This is a genomic window from Leptotrichia sp. oral taxon 879 str. F0557 (genome assembly GCF_000469385.1).
GTDB lineage: Bacteria > Fusobacteriota > Fusobacteriia > Fusobacteriales > Leptotrichiaceae > Leptotrichia > Leptotrichia mesophila.
Window position 1 is genome coordinate 119,810 of record NZ_KI271291.1, and the last position, 19,666, is coordinate 139,475.

The following is a 19,666-nucleotide window of genomic DNA, read 5'->3' on the forward strand; positions in this document are numbered from 1 at the left end:
ATGCACTAGGAATGATTGAAACAAAAGGATTAGTGGCGGCAATAGAAGCTGCAGATGCAATGGTAAAAGCTGCAAACGTTACTCTAATTGGAAAAGAACACGTAGGTGGAGGACTAGTAACAGTATTAGTAAGAGGAGATGTAGGAGCAGTTAAGGCTGCAACAGATGCAGGAGCTGCGGCTGCTGAAAGAGTAGGAGAATTGATTTCAATTCATGTAATCCCACGTCCACATGCTGAAGTTGAAACTATTTTGCCTAGATAAAGGGATTTTTAGAAAGGATTTGTCAGATGGAAGAAGAAAAAAAACAGAGAATGATACAGGAATATGTGCCCGGTAGACAGTTGACTCTGGCTCACATAATTGCAAATCCACAAAGAGATTTATCAAAAAAGATAGGGCTTTCCGAAAATAATACAAATGCAATAGGAATACTTACAATAACTCCAGGAGAAGCGGCAATAATTGCGGCAGATCTGGCTACTAAAAGTGCAGGAGTTGAAATAGGATTTGTTGACAGGTTTACAGGATCAGTTGTAATAAACGGAGATGTGGGAAGCGTAGAAGCTGCTGTAAATGAAGTAGTTTCATATTTTAAAAATGTACTAAGATTTAGCATAACTCAGATAACGAGGTCATAAAATTGAAAAAGATACTTTTAATAGGAAAATCAATGTGCGGTAAGACAACATTGACTCAAAGAATACACGGTCTGGATATACAATATGAAAAGACACAGATGTTAAAGTATTCTGATGATATTTTAGATACGCCTGGTGAATATATGGAAAATAGAATGCTTTACAAGGCTTTGATTATAAGTTCGTATGACTGTGATGTTATAGGAATGGTTCAGGCGTGTAATGAGGAGCATAATGTTTTTCCGCCAGGATTTTCCACAGCTTTTACAAAACCTGTAATTGGAATTGTAACAAAATCTGATTTGGGTGGAGATGTAGAAAGAGCTTGTGAAATATTAGAAAACGCAGGAGCCCAAAAAGTTTTTGTTGTAAGTTCTTATGAAAATAAAGGAATTGAAGAGCTTGTCAAATATCTGGAAGATGATAACGGGCAGTTAGAAGGTGATAAATAAATGGATTCGTACGGATATGTGGAAACACGGGGACTTGTGACGGCAATAGAGGCTGCCGATGCTGCATTGAAAGCTGCTAATGTAACATTGACAAACTATTACTATGTAAAAGGTGGAATTGTAACCATTGAAGTGATGGGAGATGTTGCAGCTGTAAATGCCGCTGTGGATGCCGCCGTTGAAAGTGCTAAAAGACTTGGCAATTTCCTGAGTAGCAATGTCATTGCGAGAATGGCTGCTGAAACGAAGAAAATCCTAATAAGTGATAATGGAAAAAAATCAGACGAAAAGACAGTTGTCCAAGAAAAATCTGAAGAAAAGGTTATTGAAGAAACTCTAGAAGAGAAAATAGAGGAACAATCAATAGTTGAGAATACAGATAAAAAAGAGGCAATAGTTGAACAAATGGAGGATATAGTAGTAAAAGAGCCTGTTCAAGAAATTTTTGAAAAAGCATCTGAAGAAATTTCAGAAAAAATTGAAACAATAGAAAAAATGGAAGATGTGCTTCAAGAAGAAGTAAAATCAGAATTAAATGATGATAATCAGGAAAATAAGGAAATCTCATTAAAGAAAACTTCCAAAAAAGAAGAAGAAATAAAAAAATTGAGAAAAGAATATCAGGATACGAAGGTAGCCGACTTAAAAACAAAGGTAAATAACCTTAGACTTGGCTATACTTGGAACCAGATAAAGACAATGCCAAAGAAAAAATTGATAGAAATTTTGATAAAAAATAATCAGGAGGAATAGAGATGGCAACATTAAATGCATTAGGAATGATTGAAACTAAAGGATTGGTAGCGGCAGTAGAAGCTGCAGATGCAATGGTAAAAGCTGCAAATGTTACTTTAATTGGAAAAGAACACGTAGGTGGAGGATTAGTAACAGTATTAGTAAGAGGAGATGTAGGAGCAGTTAAGGCTGCAACAGATGCAGGAGCTGCGGCTGCTGAAAGAGTAGGAGAATTGATTTCAATTCACGTAATTCCTCGTCCTCATACTGAAATTGAAGCTATATTGCCTAAATCAAGAGTAGTTGAGGGTGAATAAGAGAACTTAAAGTAATCAGATAACAGTGATTATTTATAGAAAGGACAAACTATGGATAAAGATTTACAATCAATACAAGAAGTAAGAGATTTATTAAATAGCGCAAGTAAAGCATTTGAAGAATATAGTCAGTTCTCGCAAGGTCAAATTGATGAAATAGTAAGGGAAATCTGTGAAGAAGCTCAAAAACATGAAGTTGAGCTAGCAAAACTTGCTAATGAAGAAACAGGATTTGGACGTTGGGAAGACAAAGTTCTAAAAAATAGACTTGCTTCAGTAGGAGTATATGAAGCTATAAAAGATCAGAAGACAAAAGGGATAATTCTTGATGACAAGGAAAAAAGAATAACTGAAATAGGAGTTCCAATGGGTATAATTGCAGCCTTGATTCCATCAACTAATCCTACTTCGTCAACAATTTATAAAATAATGATAGCATTAAAGGCAGGAAACGCAGTAATTGTAAGTCCTCACCCAAATGCAAAGGACTGTATAATTAAGACTGCAGAATACTTGATAAAAGCTGCTGAAAGAAAAGGTGCTCCAAAAGGACTTATTGGAGTTATAAAAACACCTACATTACAAGCTACACAAGAACTTATGAAACATAAAAAGACTTCATTAATTCTTGCAACAGGTGGAGAAGCAATGGTAAAAGCGGCATACAGTTCAGGAACACCTGCAATAGGAGTAGGACCTGGAAATGGACCTGCGTTTATTGAAAGAAGTGCTGATATAAGAAAAGCCGTTAAAAGAATTATTGACAGTAAAACTTTTGATAATGGAGTAATTTGTGCTTCAGAACAATCAATAGTTACAGAAGAAGTAATTAAAAATCAAGTAGTAGATGAACTAAAAAGACAAGGAGCATATTTCCTTAACAAAGATGAAAGAAATAAAGTTGGAAGCATTCTTATGCGTGCAAACAACACAATGAATCCAAAAATAGTTGGAAAAACAGCTTTATATATAGCTGCAATGGCAGGAATAACAGTTCCTACAACTACAAAAGTACTTGTTTCTGAAGAAACAGAAGTTTCTCATTTAAATCCATATTCAAGAGAAAAATTATGTCCTGTATTAGGATTTTATACAGAAGAAACTTGGGAAAAAGCATGTGAAAAATGTATAGAAATTCTTGAAAATGAAGGAATTGGACATACAATGTCAATGCACACAAATAATGAAAATATCGTAAGAGAATTTTCATTGAAAAAACCTGTATCAAGACTGCTTGTAAATACAGCTGCAGCACTTGGAGGAGTAGGAGCAACAACTAATCTTTTACCTGCATTTACATTAGGATGTGGAACTGTTGGAGGAAGTGCAACTTCTGACAATATTGGACCATTAAACCTTATAAATATTAGAAGAGTAGCTTATGGTACAAAGGAACTGGAAGAATTGAAAGAAGAAGGTTCATGTGTAAATACATGTTCAGTTGATAATTCACGAGTAAATGAAAACGAAATTGAAGATATCATAAGAAAAGTATTGGACGGAATTATAAAAAAATAGATAGGGTGTGATAAAAAATGCCTGTTATAACAGAAGGAATGCTTAGAAAATTAGATAAGGAAGGGCAGCTTGAAAAAGTACATATAACTGAAAAAGACATCCTTACACCGTCAGCAAGAGAGTTTTTAAATGTAAAAAAAATTGATTTTAGAATAAAAAGATCACAGGATCAAGTTGTGAATAGCGAATCAGACAATGTAAACAAAGTTAAAGACTCTCAAGCAAATACTTCCGAAGAAAAAGCCCCTCCAAAAAGACAGTATAAAGACTATATTACAGGAGCAACTTATGATAAAAAGCCTGAATTTATGACTCAACTGTTTGGAAATGAACTTGTTGTAAAAAATCATAAGAGAATTGTTTTACGAGGTAAGTTTGATATTTTGCAGGCTGAGGTAATAAGATACTGGAAAAAATATGAAAAGAATAAAAAATTGGAAAGTGACTTTGCACAGGCATACAGATTTGTAAGAGATTTGTTTATAAGTGAAATGACTGATACACCGTTTCAGGAAAGAGATGTTCTTGGATATGACATTGATACATTAAAAGATATAACTCATAATACAATTAAATATTACAAAACAGGACATCTCTTTGAAATAAATGCTGACTTTGATGAAGCAGTCATTGATATAAACTGTCTTAGAGCTTTGTCAAGAGAGTGTGAAGTTGCTGCAGTAGATGCTTTTTATAAGGAAGGGAAGACGGAAAGAGTAGATATGCTAAAGGCACTAAACCGTCTGAGCAGTATATTGTACTTGATGATGTTGAAAGCAAATAACGGAGATTATAAATCATAAGCTCTGAATTGGGAGATATTATGGACAGAAATGAATTGGAGAGAATAATAAGAGATAAGTTGCAGGAAATTCTGACAACAGAAAAAAAAGATACCTTTATGGTGGAAGCATCAGGTCGTCATGTGCACCTTACTAAAGAACACGTGGAAGCACTTTTTGGAGAAGGATATGAATTGACACCTGTAAAAGATTTATCACAGCCTGGACAGTTTGCCGCAAAGGAAAGAGTCAGAGTAATTGGACCAAAAGGAGAATTTTCGAGTGTTGCAATATTAGGACCATGCAGAAATTTTTCTCAAGTGGAGTTATCACTTACTGACTGCCGTGAAATTGGAGTCAAAGGAGTAATAAGAGAAAGTGGAAAAATTGAAGGGACACCAGGAATACTTATAGGTGTAGGTGATAAATATATACAGTTGGATAAAGGGCTTATAGTCGCAAGAAGACATATACACATGACAAGTGAAGATGCAAAAAGATTTTCTGTAAATGATGGTGAAACTGTGAAAGTAAAAATTCATAGTGACAGACCATTAATATTTGATGATGTTTTAATAAGAGTAAAGGACAGTTTCAGATTGAGCATGCATATTGATTTTGATGAAGCAAATGCTTGTGGATATACTTCAGGAGTAAATGGAAGCATTGTAAAAGATTAAAGTGAAAAGGGCAGGAGATGAAATGGATACTCAAGATTTAATAGAAGTGCTTGCAAGGGAAGTATTAAAGGAAATTGCCAAAAGAGAAAATCAAAGTTTATCTGAAAATATCAAACATTCTCCTGAAAAATCAATAATAACAGCTTTTTTAGGAAATGATGAAGTCTTGAAGGATGAACTTAAAAAAGAGACATCAGTTGTAGACAACATAAAGTTGGACAGTACATGGGAAGAAATAGAAAAAAATGAAAATAAAAAGAGACTTGTTGTATCAACTCTTGGAATAAATGATTTAATTGATCTCTCACAAGGGAAAAAAAGTATCATAACAGAATTTCTTTTTAATGAAGGAGAAGTTCTGCTTGTGGAAGAAGGGTTGGAATATAAAAAATATACTAAACCTGCTGTATTAATAAGCCTTTATGATGAATATGTCAAAAAAGTTCAAGAATTTGGAATAAAGGTTGTGAAAAGAACAGAAGTAAAAAATACTTTTGATGCTAAAGAAAAAGTGTATCTAAGAGGTTTGGTAACAGAAAGCAGACTTAGAAAGCTAGGATTAAAAAATCAGATACTCGAAGTTGATGCAAAATCTAAAGTAACTTCCCTTGCGATGGATTATATAAAAGAAAATAGCATTGAACTGTGCTATGAAAGAGGACAATAACATGTTAATTGGAAAAGTTGTAGATAATGTCTGGGCAACAAGAAAGGATGAAAAGCTAAGAGGACTAAAACTTATGGTAGTTGAAGTGGAAGGTACAGGCGAAGGTCATGGAAGCAGAAAAATGGTGGCAGCCGATTATATTGGTGCTGGACAGGGCGATAAGGTAATAATCGTTACTGGAAGTTCTGCAAGACATGTATTTGATGCTGAAACTCCTGTAGATGCGACTATTGTAGGAATAATAGACAGTTTGGAATCGGAAAAGGAGTAAAAAAATGGGAAAAAGATTGATAACAGTAAAAAATCTTTTTGAATATATTCAAGATAAGGAACTGGTGGTTCAGGCTGATATGATTATTACTCCCGGAGCAAAAGACATGATTAGAGAACAAGGAATAGAAGTGAGATACGAAAAGACTTGTGGCGTGTCAAACTCTGCATCGGGAAATGAAATCAGAAAAAATACAAGAGATTGTGAGGATTTTGAAAAGAAAGTAATTGAAATACTTGTAAAAAATTACAAAATTACAGATTCTGACACAATCCGAAAAATATTATCCAAATTAAAGGAATTATAGTAAGATTACTTTAGAATAAAATTTAAAAGTAATAACTATTTTCTCAACTCTAGACTATTTAGATTTATTAGCTAAATGTTACGGAGATTGAGGGTACAATAGAAAGGAAGTGGATTTAATGGGTTTATTTCAAATAAAGCCGGATATTCATTACGGAGCTAATTCTTTGGATATATTAAGAACAATGGAAATCGAAAAAGTATTTTTAGTAACAGACGAGAATATGGTTAAACTAAAAGTAGTGAATAGAATAACAAATATCTTAAAATCAAGAGGAATAGATGCTAAAATATATTCGGATGTTAAACCAGATCCCACAGATGAAGAAATTATAAAGGGTATGCTTGAGCTTAGCGCTTATGATCCTGATTGCATAATAGCACTAGGAGGAGGATCACCAATAGATGCCTGTAAATCAATGATTTATTTTACAAATAAAATAAAAAGGGCAATGGGAGAATATAAAAAGCCTAAATTTATTGCAGTGCCAACAACAAGTGGAACAGGATCAGAAGTAACATCTTATGCAGTTGTTACAACTCAAAGTAAAAAAATACCGTTGAGTGACAGTGAAATGCTGCCTGATATAGCAATTTTAAATCCAGAGTTTATAAAAACTCTTCCGCCATCAATAATTGCGGATACAGGAATGGATGTTTTGACACACGCTATAGAAGCTTATGTTTCAAGATCTAGAAACTTGTTTACAAATACACTTGCCATAGGAGCAATAAAAACTGTTTTTGCTGATTTAGTAAGCAACTTTGAAAATCCTGAACTTGAAAGAGAAAGAATTGATTTACAGATTGCTTCATGTATGGCAGGAGTAGCATTTAGCAATGCAGGACTGGGAATAAACCACAGTATAGCACATTCGCTAGGCGCAAGATTTCATAAACCGCATGGACGGCTTAATGCGATAATAATGCCAAAAGTTATAGAGTTTAATGCACAAAATAAGAATGCAGCTAGATATTATCGTGAAATTGCTGAAGCATTGGGATTTGCACCTAAGGAAGATGCAGAAGGAGTACAAATTTTAGCAAAAGCTATTAAAATGCGAGCTGCTAAAATGTCAATACCAGGTAGTTTAAGAGAGCTTGGTATACCTGAAGATCAATATTTTTCAGAAATGGAAAGCGTAATTGATCAGATAGAAAATGATATGTGTACTGGGGAAAACCCAAGAAGATTTAGCAGAATAGAAATGAAGCAGCTACTGACAGATTTATATTAAATTTGAGGAAAAGGAAAAAAGATGAGAAAAATAATAGTTGTAGATGATGAGCCGATAACAAGAATGGATATATGTGAAATATTGAAAGAAGCAAATTATGATGTAGTCGCTCAGGCGGGAGACGGATTTGATGCAATTGAGCAGAGCAGAAAATATAAACCTGATTTTGTAATAATGGATGTCAAAATGCCGATACTTGATGGACTGAAAGCAGCAAAAGTCATAACAGAGGAAAAATTGTCTAGAGGTATTGTTTTACTCACAGCCTATTCCAATAAGGAATTTATAGAAGAAGCCAAGAATATAGGAATAATAGGATATATAGTAAAACCCATTGATGAAAAATCCTTTATTCCTAATCTTGAAATCATATTTAATAAGCAAGAAGAATTTGAAAAGCTGGAAAAAAAATATTTAAAAACAAGTCAGAAGCTGGAGGATAGAAAAAAAATTGATATTGCCAAAAGTATTTTGATAAAAACAAGAAACTTTACTGAAAATGAGGCATATGAATACATAAGAACGCTTAGTATGAATAAAAGATGTGACATGGGAAAAATAGCAGATATTATAATTTTATCTGGAGATGAAGATGCTTAGAACGATATGTAGACAATATACGCAACTTTCAAATAAAGATATTGAAAAGCTGGAAAAAATATGTGAAGGGCTGCCTGTAATGAGTAAACTTCTAAAGGCAGACGTGTTTATAGACTGCATGACAGAAAATAGAGATACAGCAATTGTAGTTGCTGAGGCAAAACCAAGAATAGGATCAAGCTATACTCAAAGTGTAGTAGGAAAATTTGCCTATAGGAAAAATGAACCAGCTGTACTTAGAACTCTTGAAACTGGGCATCCATCAAGAGATTATAAGGCATTGACGCAAGAAAATAAAAGTGTAACGCAAAATGTAGTACCCATAAGAAGTGATGAACAGGATGGAAAAATAATAGCCGTTCTTATAGTTGAAGAAGGAATGAATGAGGAAAATATCGGCAAGGGGCTGAGTTTTTTGAACAATGCAACTGATGATATACTTATGAGTTCTGTTGGAATGATGCGAGAGCGGAAAATTATTGACTATATAAATGATGGAATTATAATCTTTAACGAGGAAGGCATATGCATATATGCTAATTCCAGAGCAAAATATGTTTACAGAAAAATTGGCTATAAGGATTCTTTCCTTGGAGAAAAATTTGATAATATTGTAATTGATAATGTTGAATTTGAAGATGTGCTAAGTGGAAAAGTAAATAAAAGATCTGATATAAATATATCAAATATGGTTCTTAGTCTTGAATATATATTAGTAAAGGAAACAAAGAGCGTTAAAAATGTAGTCTTATTTATAAAAGATATTACTGAAATTAAAGTGAAGGAAAAGGAATTAGTTCTAAAATCTGTTGCAATAAAGGAAATACACCATCGAGTAAAGAACAATTTGCAGACAATAGCAAGTTTACTTAGAATACAGGCTAGAAAGACTGATGATAAAGCTGTAAAGGCTGCATTTAGTGATAGTATAAATAGGATTTTAAGTATTTCAGTTACTCATGAACTGCTTGCACAGAATGGATTTGATGAGCTTGAAATAAAGGAAGTTATAAATAAGATTCTGAAAAATTCAGTGAGAGAGAATTTAGACGGGCATCTGAAACTTAAAATAGATGTCATTGGAGACAACTTTGAAATAAGTTCAGATAAGGCAACAACAATAGCCTTGATAGTAAACGAACTTGTAGAAAATTGTATAAAGCATGCCTTTAAAGGAAAAACTAAAGGACAAATAATAATAAAAGTGAAAAGAGGGGAAATAAAATCCCGTATTTCCATAAGTGATAATGGAATAGGAATGGATGAAAGGGATTTTGAAAAAGGAAGCATTGGACTGCAAATAGTTAAAAGTCTTGTGAAAGAGAAACTTTATGGGAATCTGGATATAAAGACTGGTAATAAAGGAACTGAGATTAGTTTTGGATTTGAAAATTGATGATTTAAAGACAAAGGAGTCTTGAGATGACAGAAGAAATACTAAGTGTGGGGATAGACATTGGAACTTCCACAACACAGCTTATTTTTTCAAAGATATATATAGAAAATAGAGGAAGCGCTTTTACAGCTCCTCAAATAAAAATAATAGGAAAAGAAGTTGTTTACAGAAGTGAAATTTATATTACCCCATTAGAAAATGAAACAAAAATAGATGCAAAAAGAGTTAAGGAAATAATAGAATCTGAATACAAAAAAGCAAATATACAATATAAGGATGTTTCAACAGGAGCTGTAATAATAACAGGAGATACTGCAAGAAAGGAAAACGCTAAGGAAGTATTACAGATACTTAGTGGAATGGCAGGAGATTTTGTTGTAGCAACTGCAGGTCCTGATCTTGAAAGCATTATTGCTGGAAAAGGTTCGGGAGCCTATGGATATTCTGAAGAAAAAAATACAAGTATCGTAAACTTTGATATAGGAGGAGGTACTACAAATAATGTTGTCTTTAATAGGGGAGAAGTGGAAGACACTACTTGCCTTGATATAGGAGGACGACTTATAAAATTTGATGAAAACAGGAATACACGTTATATTTTCAAAAAAATGTACGATATTGCTGAAGATGTGAATGTAAAGCTGGAACTAGGAAAACCTATAAGTGAATCTGATTTGAGAAAAATAACAAGAAGAATGGCACAACTTATTTTTGAAAGTGTAGAAATTTTTCCAAAAACAGAACTGTATCATAAAATCGTAACATATAATGACTTCAGAAAGCACAATAAAGACATTCAACATTACTCATTTACTGGAGGAGTTGCAGATTTCATCTATGGACGTGTAGAAAAAGATTTGTACAAGTATAATGACATTGGAGTAGTTCTTGGTGAAGAAATTGTAAAAGTTCTAAAAGAATTGAATATAGAGCCTTTGAAGTTAAGTGAAACAATAGGAGCGACAGTAGTTGGAGCAGGAAGCCATACTACAGAAATAAGCGGAAGCACAATTACTTATACTGAAGGAATCTTCCCAATAAAAAATATTCCTGTATTAAAAATGTCTGAGTCAGATGAGAATTTGCCTGTTAATGAACTGGGAAAAGTGATAGAAGGTAAGCTAGACTGGTTTAGTTCTGAAAATGAACTTGAAAATGTGGCTCTTGCATTTAAAGGAAAGCATAATATGGCATATAACGAAATAATGGAATTATCTTTAGTAATTTCAGATATTATCAAAAGAAAGCATGACAAAAAACATCCTGTAATCGTCATAGTTGAAAATGATATGGCAAAAGTCCTTGGACAATGTATGAAACTGGAGCTTGCTGATTATGACATAATCTGTATAGATAGTGTTAAAGTAAGAGACGGAGACTACATTGATATAGGAGCGCCGCTAGGAAACGGAAATGTTTTGCCTGTCGTAATAAAAACATTGGTATTCAGTTATTAAATTAATAAATTTTAGAGAGGTGGCAATAAGATGGTATTAAAAACAAAATTATTCGGTCATACATATGAATTTAAATCTGTAAAAGATGTACAGAATAAGGCAAGTGAATTTAGATCAGGAGATGAACTTGCGGGAGTAAGTGCAAGTACAGCGGAAGAAAGAGTTGCCGCAAAAGCTGTGTTGGCTGAGTTAACATTGGCAGACTTAAGAAACAATCCTGCAGTACCTTATGAAGAAGATGAAGTTACAAGAATTATCCAGGATGCTGTAAATGAAAAGATTTATGGAGAAATAAAAAACTGGACTGTAAGTGAATTAAGAGAATGGATTTTGGATTCTCATACAAGTGGTGATGACATAAAGAGAATCAGTAAAGGTCTTACAAGTGAAATGGTAGCAGCAGTTGCTAAACTTATGAGTAATATGGACCTTATTCAAGGAGCAAGCAAAATAAGAATTAAAAAATTCTGTAATACTGAAATAGGTGGAGAAGGAATACTTGCAACAAGATTGCAGCCTAACCATACAACAGATGATCCAGATGGAATTATGCTATCAACTTATGAAGGGCTTAGCTTTGGGCAAGGAGATGCTCTTTTAGGATTAAACCCAGTTGATGACAGTGTTGACAGTGTTATGAGAGTATTGCACAGATTCCACGAAATAAAAACTAAATGGCAAATTCCTACTCAAATATGTGTATTAGCTCACGTAACTACACAAATGGAAGCAATTAGAAGAGGAGCACCTACAGACTTAGTTTTCCAAAGTATTGCAGGATCTGAAAAAGGAAATGAAGCATTTGGAATAAATGGAACAATGATTCAGGAAGCAAGAGATTTAGCATTAAAACATGGAACAGCGACAGGACCTAACGTAATGTACTTTGAAACAGGACAAGGTTCAGAATTGTCATCAGATGCTCACCATGGTTGCGATCAGGTTACAATGGAAGCAAGATGTTACGGATTTGCGAAAAAATTTGATCCATTTATTGTAAATACGGTTGTTGGATTTATCGGACCAGAATATTTGTATAACAGTAAACAAGTAATAAGAGCTGGACTTGAAGATCATTTCATGGGTAAACTTACTGGAATCTCAATGGGAGTTGATGCTTGCTACACTAACCACATGAAAGCGGATCAAAACGATATTGAAAACTTGAAAGTATTATTAACAGTAGCAGGATGTAACTACTTTATGGCTATTCCTGCAGGAGATGACATAATGCTTAACTATCAAACATCTTCTTATCATGATGATGCTACATTAAGAGAACTATGTAACAGAAGACCTATAAAACCTTTTGAACAATGGTTAGAAAAAATGGGAATAATGAAAGATGGAAAACTTACAGATAGAGCCGGAGACGCTTCAATTTTCTTAAAATAGGGAGGAAAAATCAATGTTATCAGAAAGAGAACTAAAAGACGTAATTGAAAAAATAATAGGTGAAATGAAAATAGACGAACCATCAACAACTGTTGAAGAAAAAGCACCAGTTGTCAGTACAAGCTCAGTTTATATCGAAAGTGGAGATGAGCCACGTGAAAATCCACATATTGTAAACGGAGAAGTAAGAGATATTGGACAAATAAACATAAAAGATCAAATGCTTGTGGGTAATCCTGAAGACAGAGAAGAATATATGAAGTTAAAACAAAAAACATCTGCAAGACTTGGAATTGGAAGAGCTGGAACAAGAATGAGAACAGAAGTTTTGTTAAGATTAAGAGCAGACCACGCTGCAGCGCAAGATGCCGTGTTCAATGACGTGCCTACAGAATTTCTTGATGAACTTGGATTGTTTGAAGTTACTACTGAATGTGAAAGCAGAGACCAATATATCACACGTCCTGATTTAGGAAGAAGAATTTCTGAAGAAGGAATAAAGACAATAGAAGAAAAATGCAAAAAAAATCCAACAGTTCAAATATTATTATCAGATGGATTAAGTTCAACTGCAGTTGAAGCAAATGCAAAAAACATAATTCCTGCATTGTTAAATGGGCTTAAAGGATATGGAATTGAGACAGGAACACCATTTTTTATCAAATATGGAAGAGTTGGAGCAGGAGATCACGTTGGAGAAATTTTAAATGCTGATGTAGTTTGTATATTAATAGGAGAACGTCCTGGACTTACAACTGCAGAAAGTATGAGTGCCTACATTACTTACAAGGCTCGTCCTGGAATTTCTGAAGCAAAAAGAACAGTTGTTTCAAATATTCATAAGGATGGAACTCCATCTTCAGAAGCAGGAGCTCACGTTGCTACATTAATTAAGAAAGTAATTGATGCAAAAGCAAGTGGACAAGATTTAAAATTATAAATTAACTTAATAAAAAATAAAAATTAAAAACTTTAGGAGGAACAATGAAAGGCGATAGATTAAAAGCAAATGTACTAGCTGTAAGATTAATTCCAAATGTAGATAATGATATGGCTAAAGAGCTGGAATTACCTGAAGGACATAGAAGTATAGGAATTATAACAGCAGATTGTGATGATGTTACATATACTGCACTTGATGAAGCTACAAAAAAAGCTGTAGTTGATGTAGTTTACGGAAAATCATTCTATGGTGGAGCTGCAAATGCGAATACAAAACTTGCAGGAGAAGTAATAGGAATATTGTCAGGGCCTACTCCTGCGGAAGTAAAAAGTGGACTAGCTGCAGCAGTTGACTTTATTGAAAATGAAGGAGCATTCATAAGTGCAAATGATGATGATAGCATTGCATATTATGCACATTGTGTATCAAGAACAGGAAGTTATTTATCAAAAACAGCAGGAATTGCAGAAGGGGAATCATTAGCATACCTAATAGCACCTCCGCTTGAAGCAATGTACGCTTTAGATGTTGCATTAAAAGCAGCAGATGTAAGTTTAGTTGCGTTTTTCGGACCACCTTCAGAAACAAACTTTGGTGGAGCGCTTTTAACAGGAAGTCAGTCTGCATGTAAAGCTGCATGTGATGCTTTTGCTGAAGCAGTAAAATCTGTGGCAGATAATCCATTAAATTATTAATTGAAGAACCATTGTTATAAACTAGAATTGCCTTGTAAATTTATAGCATTAAATTTTTAAATAAAAAATATTTTTATTGGGCAATTCTAAATTTTTATAAAATATTTAAAAAATTTTTAAGTATAGTTTTATTTGTGTAATTAAAGTTTTTGTAATCCAAATTAATAAAAAGAATTTTATAGAAAATGATTTTGAATAAATATAATTTTGAGTATTTTCATTTAAAACAAAATAATTAAATGAAAATTTGGGAGGAATATAAAATGGGAATAGATAAAATAATAATTATTATTATGACTATCTTTATGGCAATAGGTGGAATAGATAAAATATTTGGAAATAAACTGGGATATGGTGAAAAATTTGAAGAAGGAATAATGGCTATGGGTTCACTTGCGGTTGCTATGGTTGGGATTATTTCTTTAGCGCCAGTTTTAGGAAATATTTTAACACCAATAGTAGGACCAATTTATTCAGCATTAGGAGCAGATCCAGCTATGTTTGCAACAACACTTCTTGCAAATGATATGGGAGGAGCTCCGCTTGCATTAGGAATGGCTAAAAATCCAGAAGCTGGAAGATTAGCGGCATTTATATTAGGTTCGATGATGGGACCAACTATCGTGTTTACAATACCAGTAGCATTAGGAATTATTGAAAAAGATGACAAGCCATTTTTGGCAAAAGGAATTTTAGCTGGAATTACTACAATACCGTTAGGAGTACTTGCAGGTGGATTAGTGGCTGGATACCCAATAGGATTAATTTTAGTGAATTTGATACCAATAATAATTGTTGCTGCATTAATTATTTTAGGATTAGTTTTTATGCCTGAAAAAATGACAAAAGGATTTGCAATTTTTGGACAAGCAGTAGTAACTATAATAACAATAGGATTAGTAGCAGCAATAATTAAAGAATTAACAGGATTTGTAGTAATTCCTGGAATGGCTCCAATAAAAGATGGGTTAGGAACAGTTGGAGCTATTGCGATAGTTCTTGCTGGAGCATATCCATTAGTACATTTTATTACAAAAGTATTTGGTAAACCGCTTGAAGTATTAGGAAAAAGTCTTGGAATGAATGAAGCTGGTGCAGCTGGATTAGTTGCAACTTTGGCTAATAATATCCCTATGTTTGGAATTTTAAAAGATATGGATGCGAATGGAAAAGTTATGAATATTGCTTTTGCAGTAAGTGCTGCATTTGTTTTTGGAGACCATTTAGGCTTTACTGCTGGATTTGAATTAAATGGAGAAAGATTTACTCAAATGATTTTCCCAATGATAGTTGGAAAATTAGTGGCAGGAGTAACAGCGATAGTTGTAGCAAAAATATTATTCTGCAAAAAAGAAACTGCAAAATAAAAATGTGAAAAAATGATTATCTGAGGAGATGAAAGATGAAATTTAGTATGAAAAAATTGATTGGATTATTGGTATTTTTAGTTATGGCATTCGCTTTATCAGCTGCTAATTTGGACGAATTGAGATGGGTTCCCAAAAACAGGGAAGCTTTATCAAAACTTATAGATGAAAATAAAAATCAAGGAAATTATGTAGTCTTTGACTGGGATTATACATCAATTTATCAAGATACACAAGAAAATTTGTTTAGATATCAGATAGACAATTTAAAGTTCAAAATGACACCGGCACAATTTTCAAAAGCAATAAGAAAAGATATTCCGCTTGATAACTTTGCAAAAGACTATGTTAATGTAAAAGGTCAGCCTATTAACATTACAAAAATAGCAAATGATTTGGATAAAAGATACACTTTTCTTTACAATAACTACATAAAAACTCAAAAAATGTCTTTGGAAAAAATTAAGCAAACTGAAGAATTTAAAGATTTTAGAGGAAAATTAGCATTTCTTTATGAAGCAATAGGTGGCAGTTTTTCACATGATGTAGCTTATCCGTGGGTACTTTACCTATTTGAAAATATGAGCGTATCAGAAGTTCAAAAACTAGCTAAAGAAGCAAATGATTTTGGAATTGGGAATAAACTTGGAAAATATGTTCTTGAGTCAAGTGATAAACTAACAGGTGAAGCAGGTAAAGTAAGCCATCAATATAAGAGTGGTTTGAGAACTCAGCCTGAAACAGCCAATTTATTTCATGAATTTGAAAAAAATGGTATAAAAGTATATATAGTTTCAGCTTCTCTTGAAGATATTGTAAAAGTATTCGCAAGCAATAAGTCTTATGGATATAATTTAAGTTCTGATAGTGTTTATGGAATGCGTCTTGAAATGAACGGAGACAAATATGTTGCCGAATATAAGCACGGTTATCCACAAACACAAACTAAAGGAAAAGTTGAAGTAATTAATAAATACTTGAAACCTAAACATGGTGGAAAAGATCCGCTTCTAGTGGCAGGAGATAGTGAAGGAGATGTAAATATGCTTTCTGAATACAAAGGTACAAAGGCACTTCTTCTTATGAAAAGAAAAGGAAAACTTGACAATCTTGCAAAAGATGCTAGAGCGTTAATTCAAACAAGAAACGAAGAAACAGGGTTATTCGTTCCTGAAAATTAATTGAAAGATTTTGGAGGAAGAAATAATGGACTTAAAAAATTTAGATAAGGAAACATTGGAAAAAATATTAAGAAAAGTAGTACAAGAAGAACTTGGAAGAAAAGTTGGAGGATTTGAAAAACATATTGATAAAAGTGGAGTAGGAGTTGTTAAAATTCCTTCAGTAAAACCTGAAAGATTTGATACTGGAAATCCTAATGACAAAGTATTCTTAACTGATGTATTTACAATAGAAGAAAGTGGAAGATTGAGTTGCGGAGTTATGGAAATGGAAGAATCTGCATTTGATTGGGAACTGAACTACGATGAAATAGATTATGTAATAGATGGAACATTAGAAATTATAGTAGATGGACGTAAAGTTACAGGAAACAGGGGAGATGCTATTTTAATCCCTAAAGGTTCAAAAATAAAATTTAGTGCTCCTAACTTTGCAAGATTTTTATATGTAATCTATCCTGCAAATTGGCAAGACACTTGTAAATAAGTTAAATAAATACCCCTAAATAAAATAGAGGCTGTAAAATGATATAACAATAACAGCCTCTTTACTTATTTTAGAAAATATAATGTATAAAACAGATTACTTGATAAAGATAGAAAAAATACAAAATGAGGTTATTTTATGGAAAAATTTTTTAAATTTTTAAATTCAGACAGATATCAATACACAGAAAGTGAGATTTATTTAAAAAATAATATGCAAAATGAAATTGCAACTTTTGATGTATTTTTGCGTACAAAAAAAGAAAATGACTATGCTGTAGTATATGGGATATCTGATGTTCTTGAGCTTATCGAGATACTTAACGAAACTTCTTATGACGATAAGAAGAAATATTTGTCAAAAATATTTGATAATTCTGATTTTATCGAATATATTGCGAATATGAAATTTACAGGTACGATAAAAGGGGTACGAGATGGAGAAATTGTATTTTCAAATGAGCCAATACTAACGATTACTGCTCCACTTATACAAGGGAAAATCCTTGAAACGCCTATTTTGAATATTCTTCATTTTCAGACACTTGCGGCAACAGTCACTTCTAAAATTGTGCTAGCGGCTGAAGGAAGGGGAGTACTTTCATTTGGAACAAGAAGAACAGCTGGATTTGATGCAGCGATGACAATGACAAAAGCTAGCTATGTAGCTGGCTGCATATCTCACTCAAATCTTGCGGCAGAATATCTTTATGACTTGAAAAGCACAGGAACGATGACACATGGCTTTATTCAGACTTTTGGAATGGGAGAAAGTGCTGAATACACGGCTTTTGATGCTTTTATAAAAATGTATAGAAACAAAAATCAGGCTCTTATAATGCTAATTGATACTTATGACACTCTTGAGAGTGGAATAATTAGTGCTGTGAAGGCATTTAAAGATAATGGCATAGATGATGAATACGAAGGAATGTATGGAATAAGGATAGATTCGGGAAATTTGGAGAAATTGTCAAAAGAATGTAGGAAAATACTGGATAAAAATGGACTTTACAAGGCGAAAATTGTATTAACGAGCGGACTTGACGACAAAAAAATAGCAAATCTAATAAAAAATCAGGCAGAAGTTGATGTATTTGGAGTAGGAGATGCCATAGCATTGCCAGAAAGAGAAATAAGCACTGTCTATAAAATGTCTAAAATTAATGAAAATGATGTAATGAAAATTTCTGATGAAAGCGGAAAAACATCATTGCCAGGAAATAAGGAATTATATAAGGTTTATGAAAATCAGGATTTTTATGATGTTGTGGCATTAGAAGAAGAAAAATTGGCAAATATAGAGAATATACAAAAAATAACGATAAATTATATTGAAAATGGTAAAAAAATAGAAAAAAATTATGAGCTTTTAGATTTAAAAAAGGCAAAGGAATATTATGACAGCAATTTGATTTACTTAAAAAAAATTTATAGTGAAAAGCTGAAAACTAGAAGAGTAAAATTATCAGAAAAATTAGAAAAATTAAAAAATTTACTTTTTGAAACAAAAAAATAAACATTTATTATTAATTATAATTTAATTATAAAATATAAGAAAAACAAAGTTGTATCAAAAATATGTTGATAAATAGAAGATTAGATGATGTATATAATTTTTTTTGATAAAACAAAAAATATTAAAATAATTTAAAAAAATAGTTGCAAAAAATGGAAAAAACTATTATAATACAAACAGAGACAAAAGATAGTTTGATAGTCAAATATAAAGGGCTAGTGAATTAGTTAGTAAAAAGTAAATAATTTTATAAATTCAGATGGAAAGGAAGTGTTATGAGAAAGGCGATTTTAGTAACAAGTTTTGGTACATCGCATAAGGATACAAGAGAAAAATGCCTTGACTCGATTCAAAAAGAAGTGGAAGCAAAATATGGAACTGAAAATGTGGAAAGAGCCTACACTTCAGGAGTTATAAGACGAATAGTGGAAAGAAAAGAAGGAATCCACATATTTGATCAGGAGGAAGGGCTAGAAGCCTTAAAAAATAAAGGATATGATGAGATTATCACAATGTCTTTACATATTCTAGATGGAATTGAGTATTCAAAACTTAATAACAAGTATGGAAAAATTTCAAAACCACTTTTAGCAACTGATGAAGACTTTAAAAAAGTTGTGAGCAATGAAGAATTTAACAATCTTGAAGGAAATGATGCCATAGTATTTATGGGTCATGGATCCGAAAGTGCCGCAGACAGTACATATCAGCGACTTCAAGAAGAATATGTGAAGGCTGGAAAAGATAATATTTTTATAGCGACTGTTGAAGGGGAAGTAACAATTGAAGATGTTATTCAAAGGTTAAAAGGGAGAGGCTTTAGAAAAATATTGTTAAAGCCATTTATGATAGTCGCAGGAGATCATGCAAAAAATGATATGGCTTCTGATGAGGACGATTCGTGGAAAACCGTTCTTGAGAATGAAGGATATGAAGTAACACCTTTATTAAAAGGAATGGGAGAATATCAGTTTATACGTAAAATGTTTATGGATAAATTAGAAGAAGTTTATTAATATAG

General features: G+C 32.7%; 23 protein-coding genes. All 23 read left to right on the forward strand.

Annotated elements, in window-relative coordinates; genetic code table 11:
* A partial coding sequence (locus HMPREF1552_RS02345) for a BMC domain-containing protein (RefSeq protein WP_021743441.1) occupies positions 1 to 263 on the forward strand: 263 nt, incomplete at its 5' end.
* 26 nt (positions 264 to 289) lie between these two features.
* Positions 290 to 640, forward strand: a complete 351-nt coding sequence (eutS, locus tag HMPREF1552_RS02350; protein ID WP_021743442.1) for an ethanolamine utilization microcompartment protein EutS — start codon at positions 290 to 292, stop codon at positions 638 to 640.
* A gap of 2 nt (positions 641 to 642) precedes the next feature.
* Complete coding sequence (locus tag HMPREF1552_RS02355) at positions 643 to 1,092, forward strand: EutP/PduV family microcompartment system protein (protein ID WP_039900984.1); 450 nt, start codon at positions 643 to 645, stop codon at positions 1,090 to 1,092.
* On the forward strand, positions 1,093 to 1,845 hold the full coding sequence (locus HMPREF1552_RS11535; RefSeq protein WP_021743444.1) for a BMC domain-containing protein: 753 nt from the start codon (positions 1,093 to 1,095) through the stop codon (positions 1,843 to 1,845). It abuts the gene before it with no gap.
* 2 nt (positions 1,846 to 1,847) lie between these two features.
* Positions 1,848 to 2,144, forward strand: a complete 297-nt coding sequence (locus HMPREF1552_RS02365) for a BMC domain-containing protein (protein ID WP_021743445.1) — start codon at positions 1,848 to 1,850, stop codon at positions 2,142 to 2,144.
* Positions 2,145 to 2,195: 51 nt separating this feature from the next.
* Positions 2,196 to 3,662 carry an acetaldehyde dehydrogenase (acetylating) gene (locus HMPREF1552_RS02370; RefSeq protein ID WP_021743446.1) on the forward strand — a complete coding sequence of 489 codons (1,467 nt, stop codon included), beginning with the start codon at positions 2,196 to 2,198 and terminating at the stop codon, positions 3,660 to 3,662.
* Between the two features lie 17 nt (positions 3,663 to 3,679).
* Positions 3,680 to 4,465 (forward strand): ATP--cob(I)alamin adenosyltransferase, encoded by a 786-nt coding sequence (locus tag HMPREF1552_RS02375; RefSeq protein ID WP_021743447.1) that lies wholly within the window; start codon positions 3,680 to 3,682, stop codon positions 4,463 to 4,465.
* 20 nt (positions 4,466 to 4,485) lie between these two features.
* The gene (gene eutD, locus HMPREF1552_RS02380) at positions 4,486 to 5,124 is read left to right on the forward strand and encodes an ethanolamine utilization phosphate acetyltransferase EutD (RefSeq protein WP_021743448.1); all 639 of its coding nucleotides are present in this window, start codon (positions 4,486 to 4,488) and stop codon (positions 5,122 to 5,124) included.
* Positions 5,125 to 5,146: 22 nt separating this feature from the next.
* Positions 5,147 to 5,791: an ethanolamine utilization protein gene (locus HMPREF1552_RS02385; RefSeq protein ID WP_039901016.1), complete on the forward strand. Its 645-nt coding sequence runs from the start codon at positions 5,147 to 5,149 to the stop codon at positions 5,789 to 5,791.
* A gap of 1 nt (position 5,792) precedes the next feature.
* The gene (locus tag HMPREF1552_RS02390; RefSeq protein WP_039900985.1) at positions 5,793 to 6,062 is read left to right on the forward strand and encodes a EutN/CcmL family microcompartment protein; all 270 of its coding nucleotides are present in this window, start codon (positions 5,793 to 5,795) and stop codon (positions 6,060 to 6,062) included.
* 4 nt (positions 6,063 to 6,066) lie between these two features.
* On the forward strand, positions 6,067 to 6,369 hold the full coding sequence (locus tag HMPREF1552_RS02395) for a hypothetical protein (protein WP_021743451.1): 303 nt from the start codon (positions 6,067 to 6,069) through the stop codon (positions 6,367 to 6,369).
* Between the two features lie 118 nt (positions 6,370 to 6,487).
* Positions 6,488 to 7,606, forward strand: a complete 1,119-nt coding sequence (locus HMPREF1552_RS02400) for a 1-propanol dehydrogenase PduQ (RefSeq protein WP_021743452.1) — start codon at positions 6,488 to 6,490, stop codon at positions 7,604 to 7,606.
* Between the two features lie 21 nt (positions 7,607 to 7,627).
* On the forward strand, positions 7,628 to 8,206 hold the full coding sequence (locus tag HMPREF1552_RS02405; protein WP_021743453.1) for an ANTAR domain-containing response regulator: 579 nt from the start codon (positions 7,628 to 7,630) through the stop codon (positions 8,204 to 8,206).
* The gene (locus HMPREF1552_RS02410; protein ID WP_039900986.1) at positions 8,199 to 9,602 is read left to right on the forward strand and encodes a sensor histidine kinase; all 1,404 of its coding nucleotides are present in this window, start codon (positions 8,199 to 8,201) and stop codon (positions 9,600 to 9,602) included. Before HMPREF1552_RS02405 ends, HMPREF1552_RS02410 begins: the two co-directional genes overlap by 8 nt.
* Positions 9,603 to 9,628: 26 nt before the next feature.
* Positions 9,629 to 11,059 carry an ethanolamine ammonia-lyase reactivating factor EutA gene (eutA, locus tag HMPREF1552_RS02415; protein WP_021743455.1) on the forward strand — a complete coding sequence of 477 codons (1,431 nt, stop codon included), beginning with the start codon at positions 9,629 to 9,631 and terminating at the stop codon, positions 11,057 to 11,059.
* Between the two features lie 30 nt (positions 11,060 to 11,089).
* Positions 11,090 to 12,454 (forward strand): ethanolamine ammonia-lyase subunit EutB, encoded by a 1,365-nt coding sequence (locus HMPREF1552_RS02420; RefSeq protein ID WP_006805301.1) that lies wholly within the window; start codon positions 11,090 to 11,092, stop codon positions 12,452 to 12,454.
* 13 nt (positions 12,455 to 12,467) lie between these two features.
* Positions 12,468 to 13,394: an ethanolamine ammonia-lyase subunit EutC gene (gene eutC, locus HMPREF1552_RS02425; RefSeq protein WP_021743456.1), complete on the forward strand. Its 927-nt coding sequence runs from the start codon at positions 12,468 to 12,470 to the stop codon at positions 13,392 to 13,394.
* 44 nt (positions 13,395 to 13,438) lie between these two features.
* Positions 13,439 to 14,092: an ethanolamine utilization microcompartment protein EutL gene (gene eutL / locus HMPREF1552_RS02430; protein ID WP_006805299.1), complete on the forward strand. Its 654-nt coding sequence runs from the start codon at positions 13,439 to 13,441 to the stop codon at positions 14,090 to 14,092.
* 263 nt (positions 14,093 to 14,355) lie between these two features.
* Positions 14,356 to 15,459: an ethanolamine utilization protein EutH gene (eutH, locus tag HMPREF1552_RS02435; protein WP_039900988.1), complete on the forward strand. Its 1,104-nt coding sequence runs from the start codon at positions 14,356 to 14,358 to the stop codon at positions 15,457 to 15,459.
* Positions 15,460 to 15,542: 83 nt separating this feature from the next.
* Positions 15,543 to 16,640 carry an HAD family hydrolase gene (locus HMPREF1552_RS02440; protein WP_039901017.1) on the forward strand — a complete coding sequence of 366 codons (1,098 nt, stop codon included), beginning with the start codon at positions 15,543 to 15,545 and terminating at the stop codon, positions 16,638 to 16,640.
* A 25-nt stretch (positions 16,641 to 16,665) separates the two neighbouring features.
* Complete coding sequence (locus HMPREF1552_RS02445; RefSeq protein WP_021743459.1) at positions 16,666 to 17,127, forward strand: cupin domain-containing protein; 462 nt, start codon at positions 16,666 to 16,668, stop codon at positions 17,125 to 17,127.
* 138 nt (positions 17,128 to 17,265) lie between these two features.
* On the forward strand, positions 17,266 to 18,645 hold the full coding sequence (gene pncB, locus HMPREF1552_RS02450; protein ID WP_021743460.1) for a nicotinate phosphoribosyltransferase: 1,380 nt from the start codon (positions 17,266 to 17,268) through the stop codon (positions 18,643 to 18,645).
* A gap of 275 nt (positions 18,646 to 18,920) precedes the next feature.
* A complete protein-coding gene (locus tag HMPREF1552_RS02455; protein ID WP_021743461.1) occupies positions 18,921 to 19,661 on the forward strand; it encodes a sirohydrochlorin cobaltochelatase in 741 nt (246 codons plus the stop codon).
* The last annotated feature ends 5 nt before the right edge of the window (positions 19,662 to 19,666 follow it).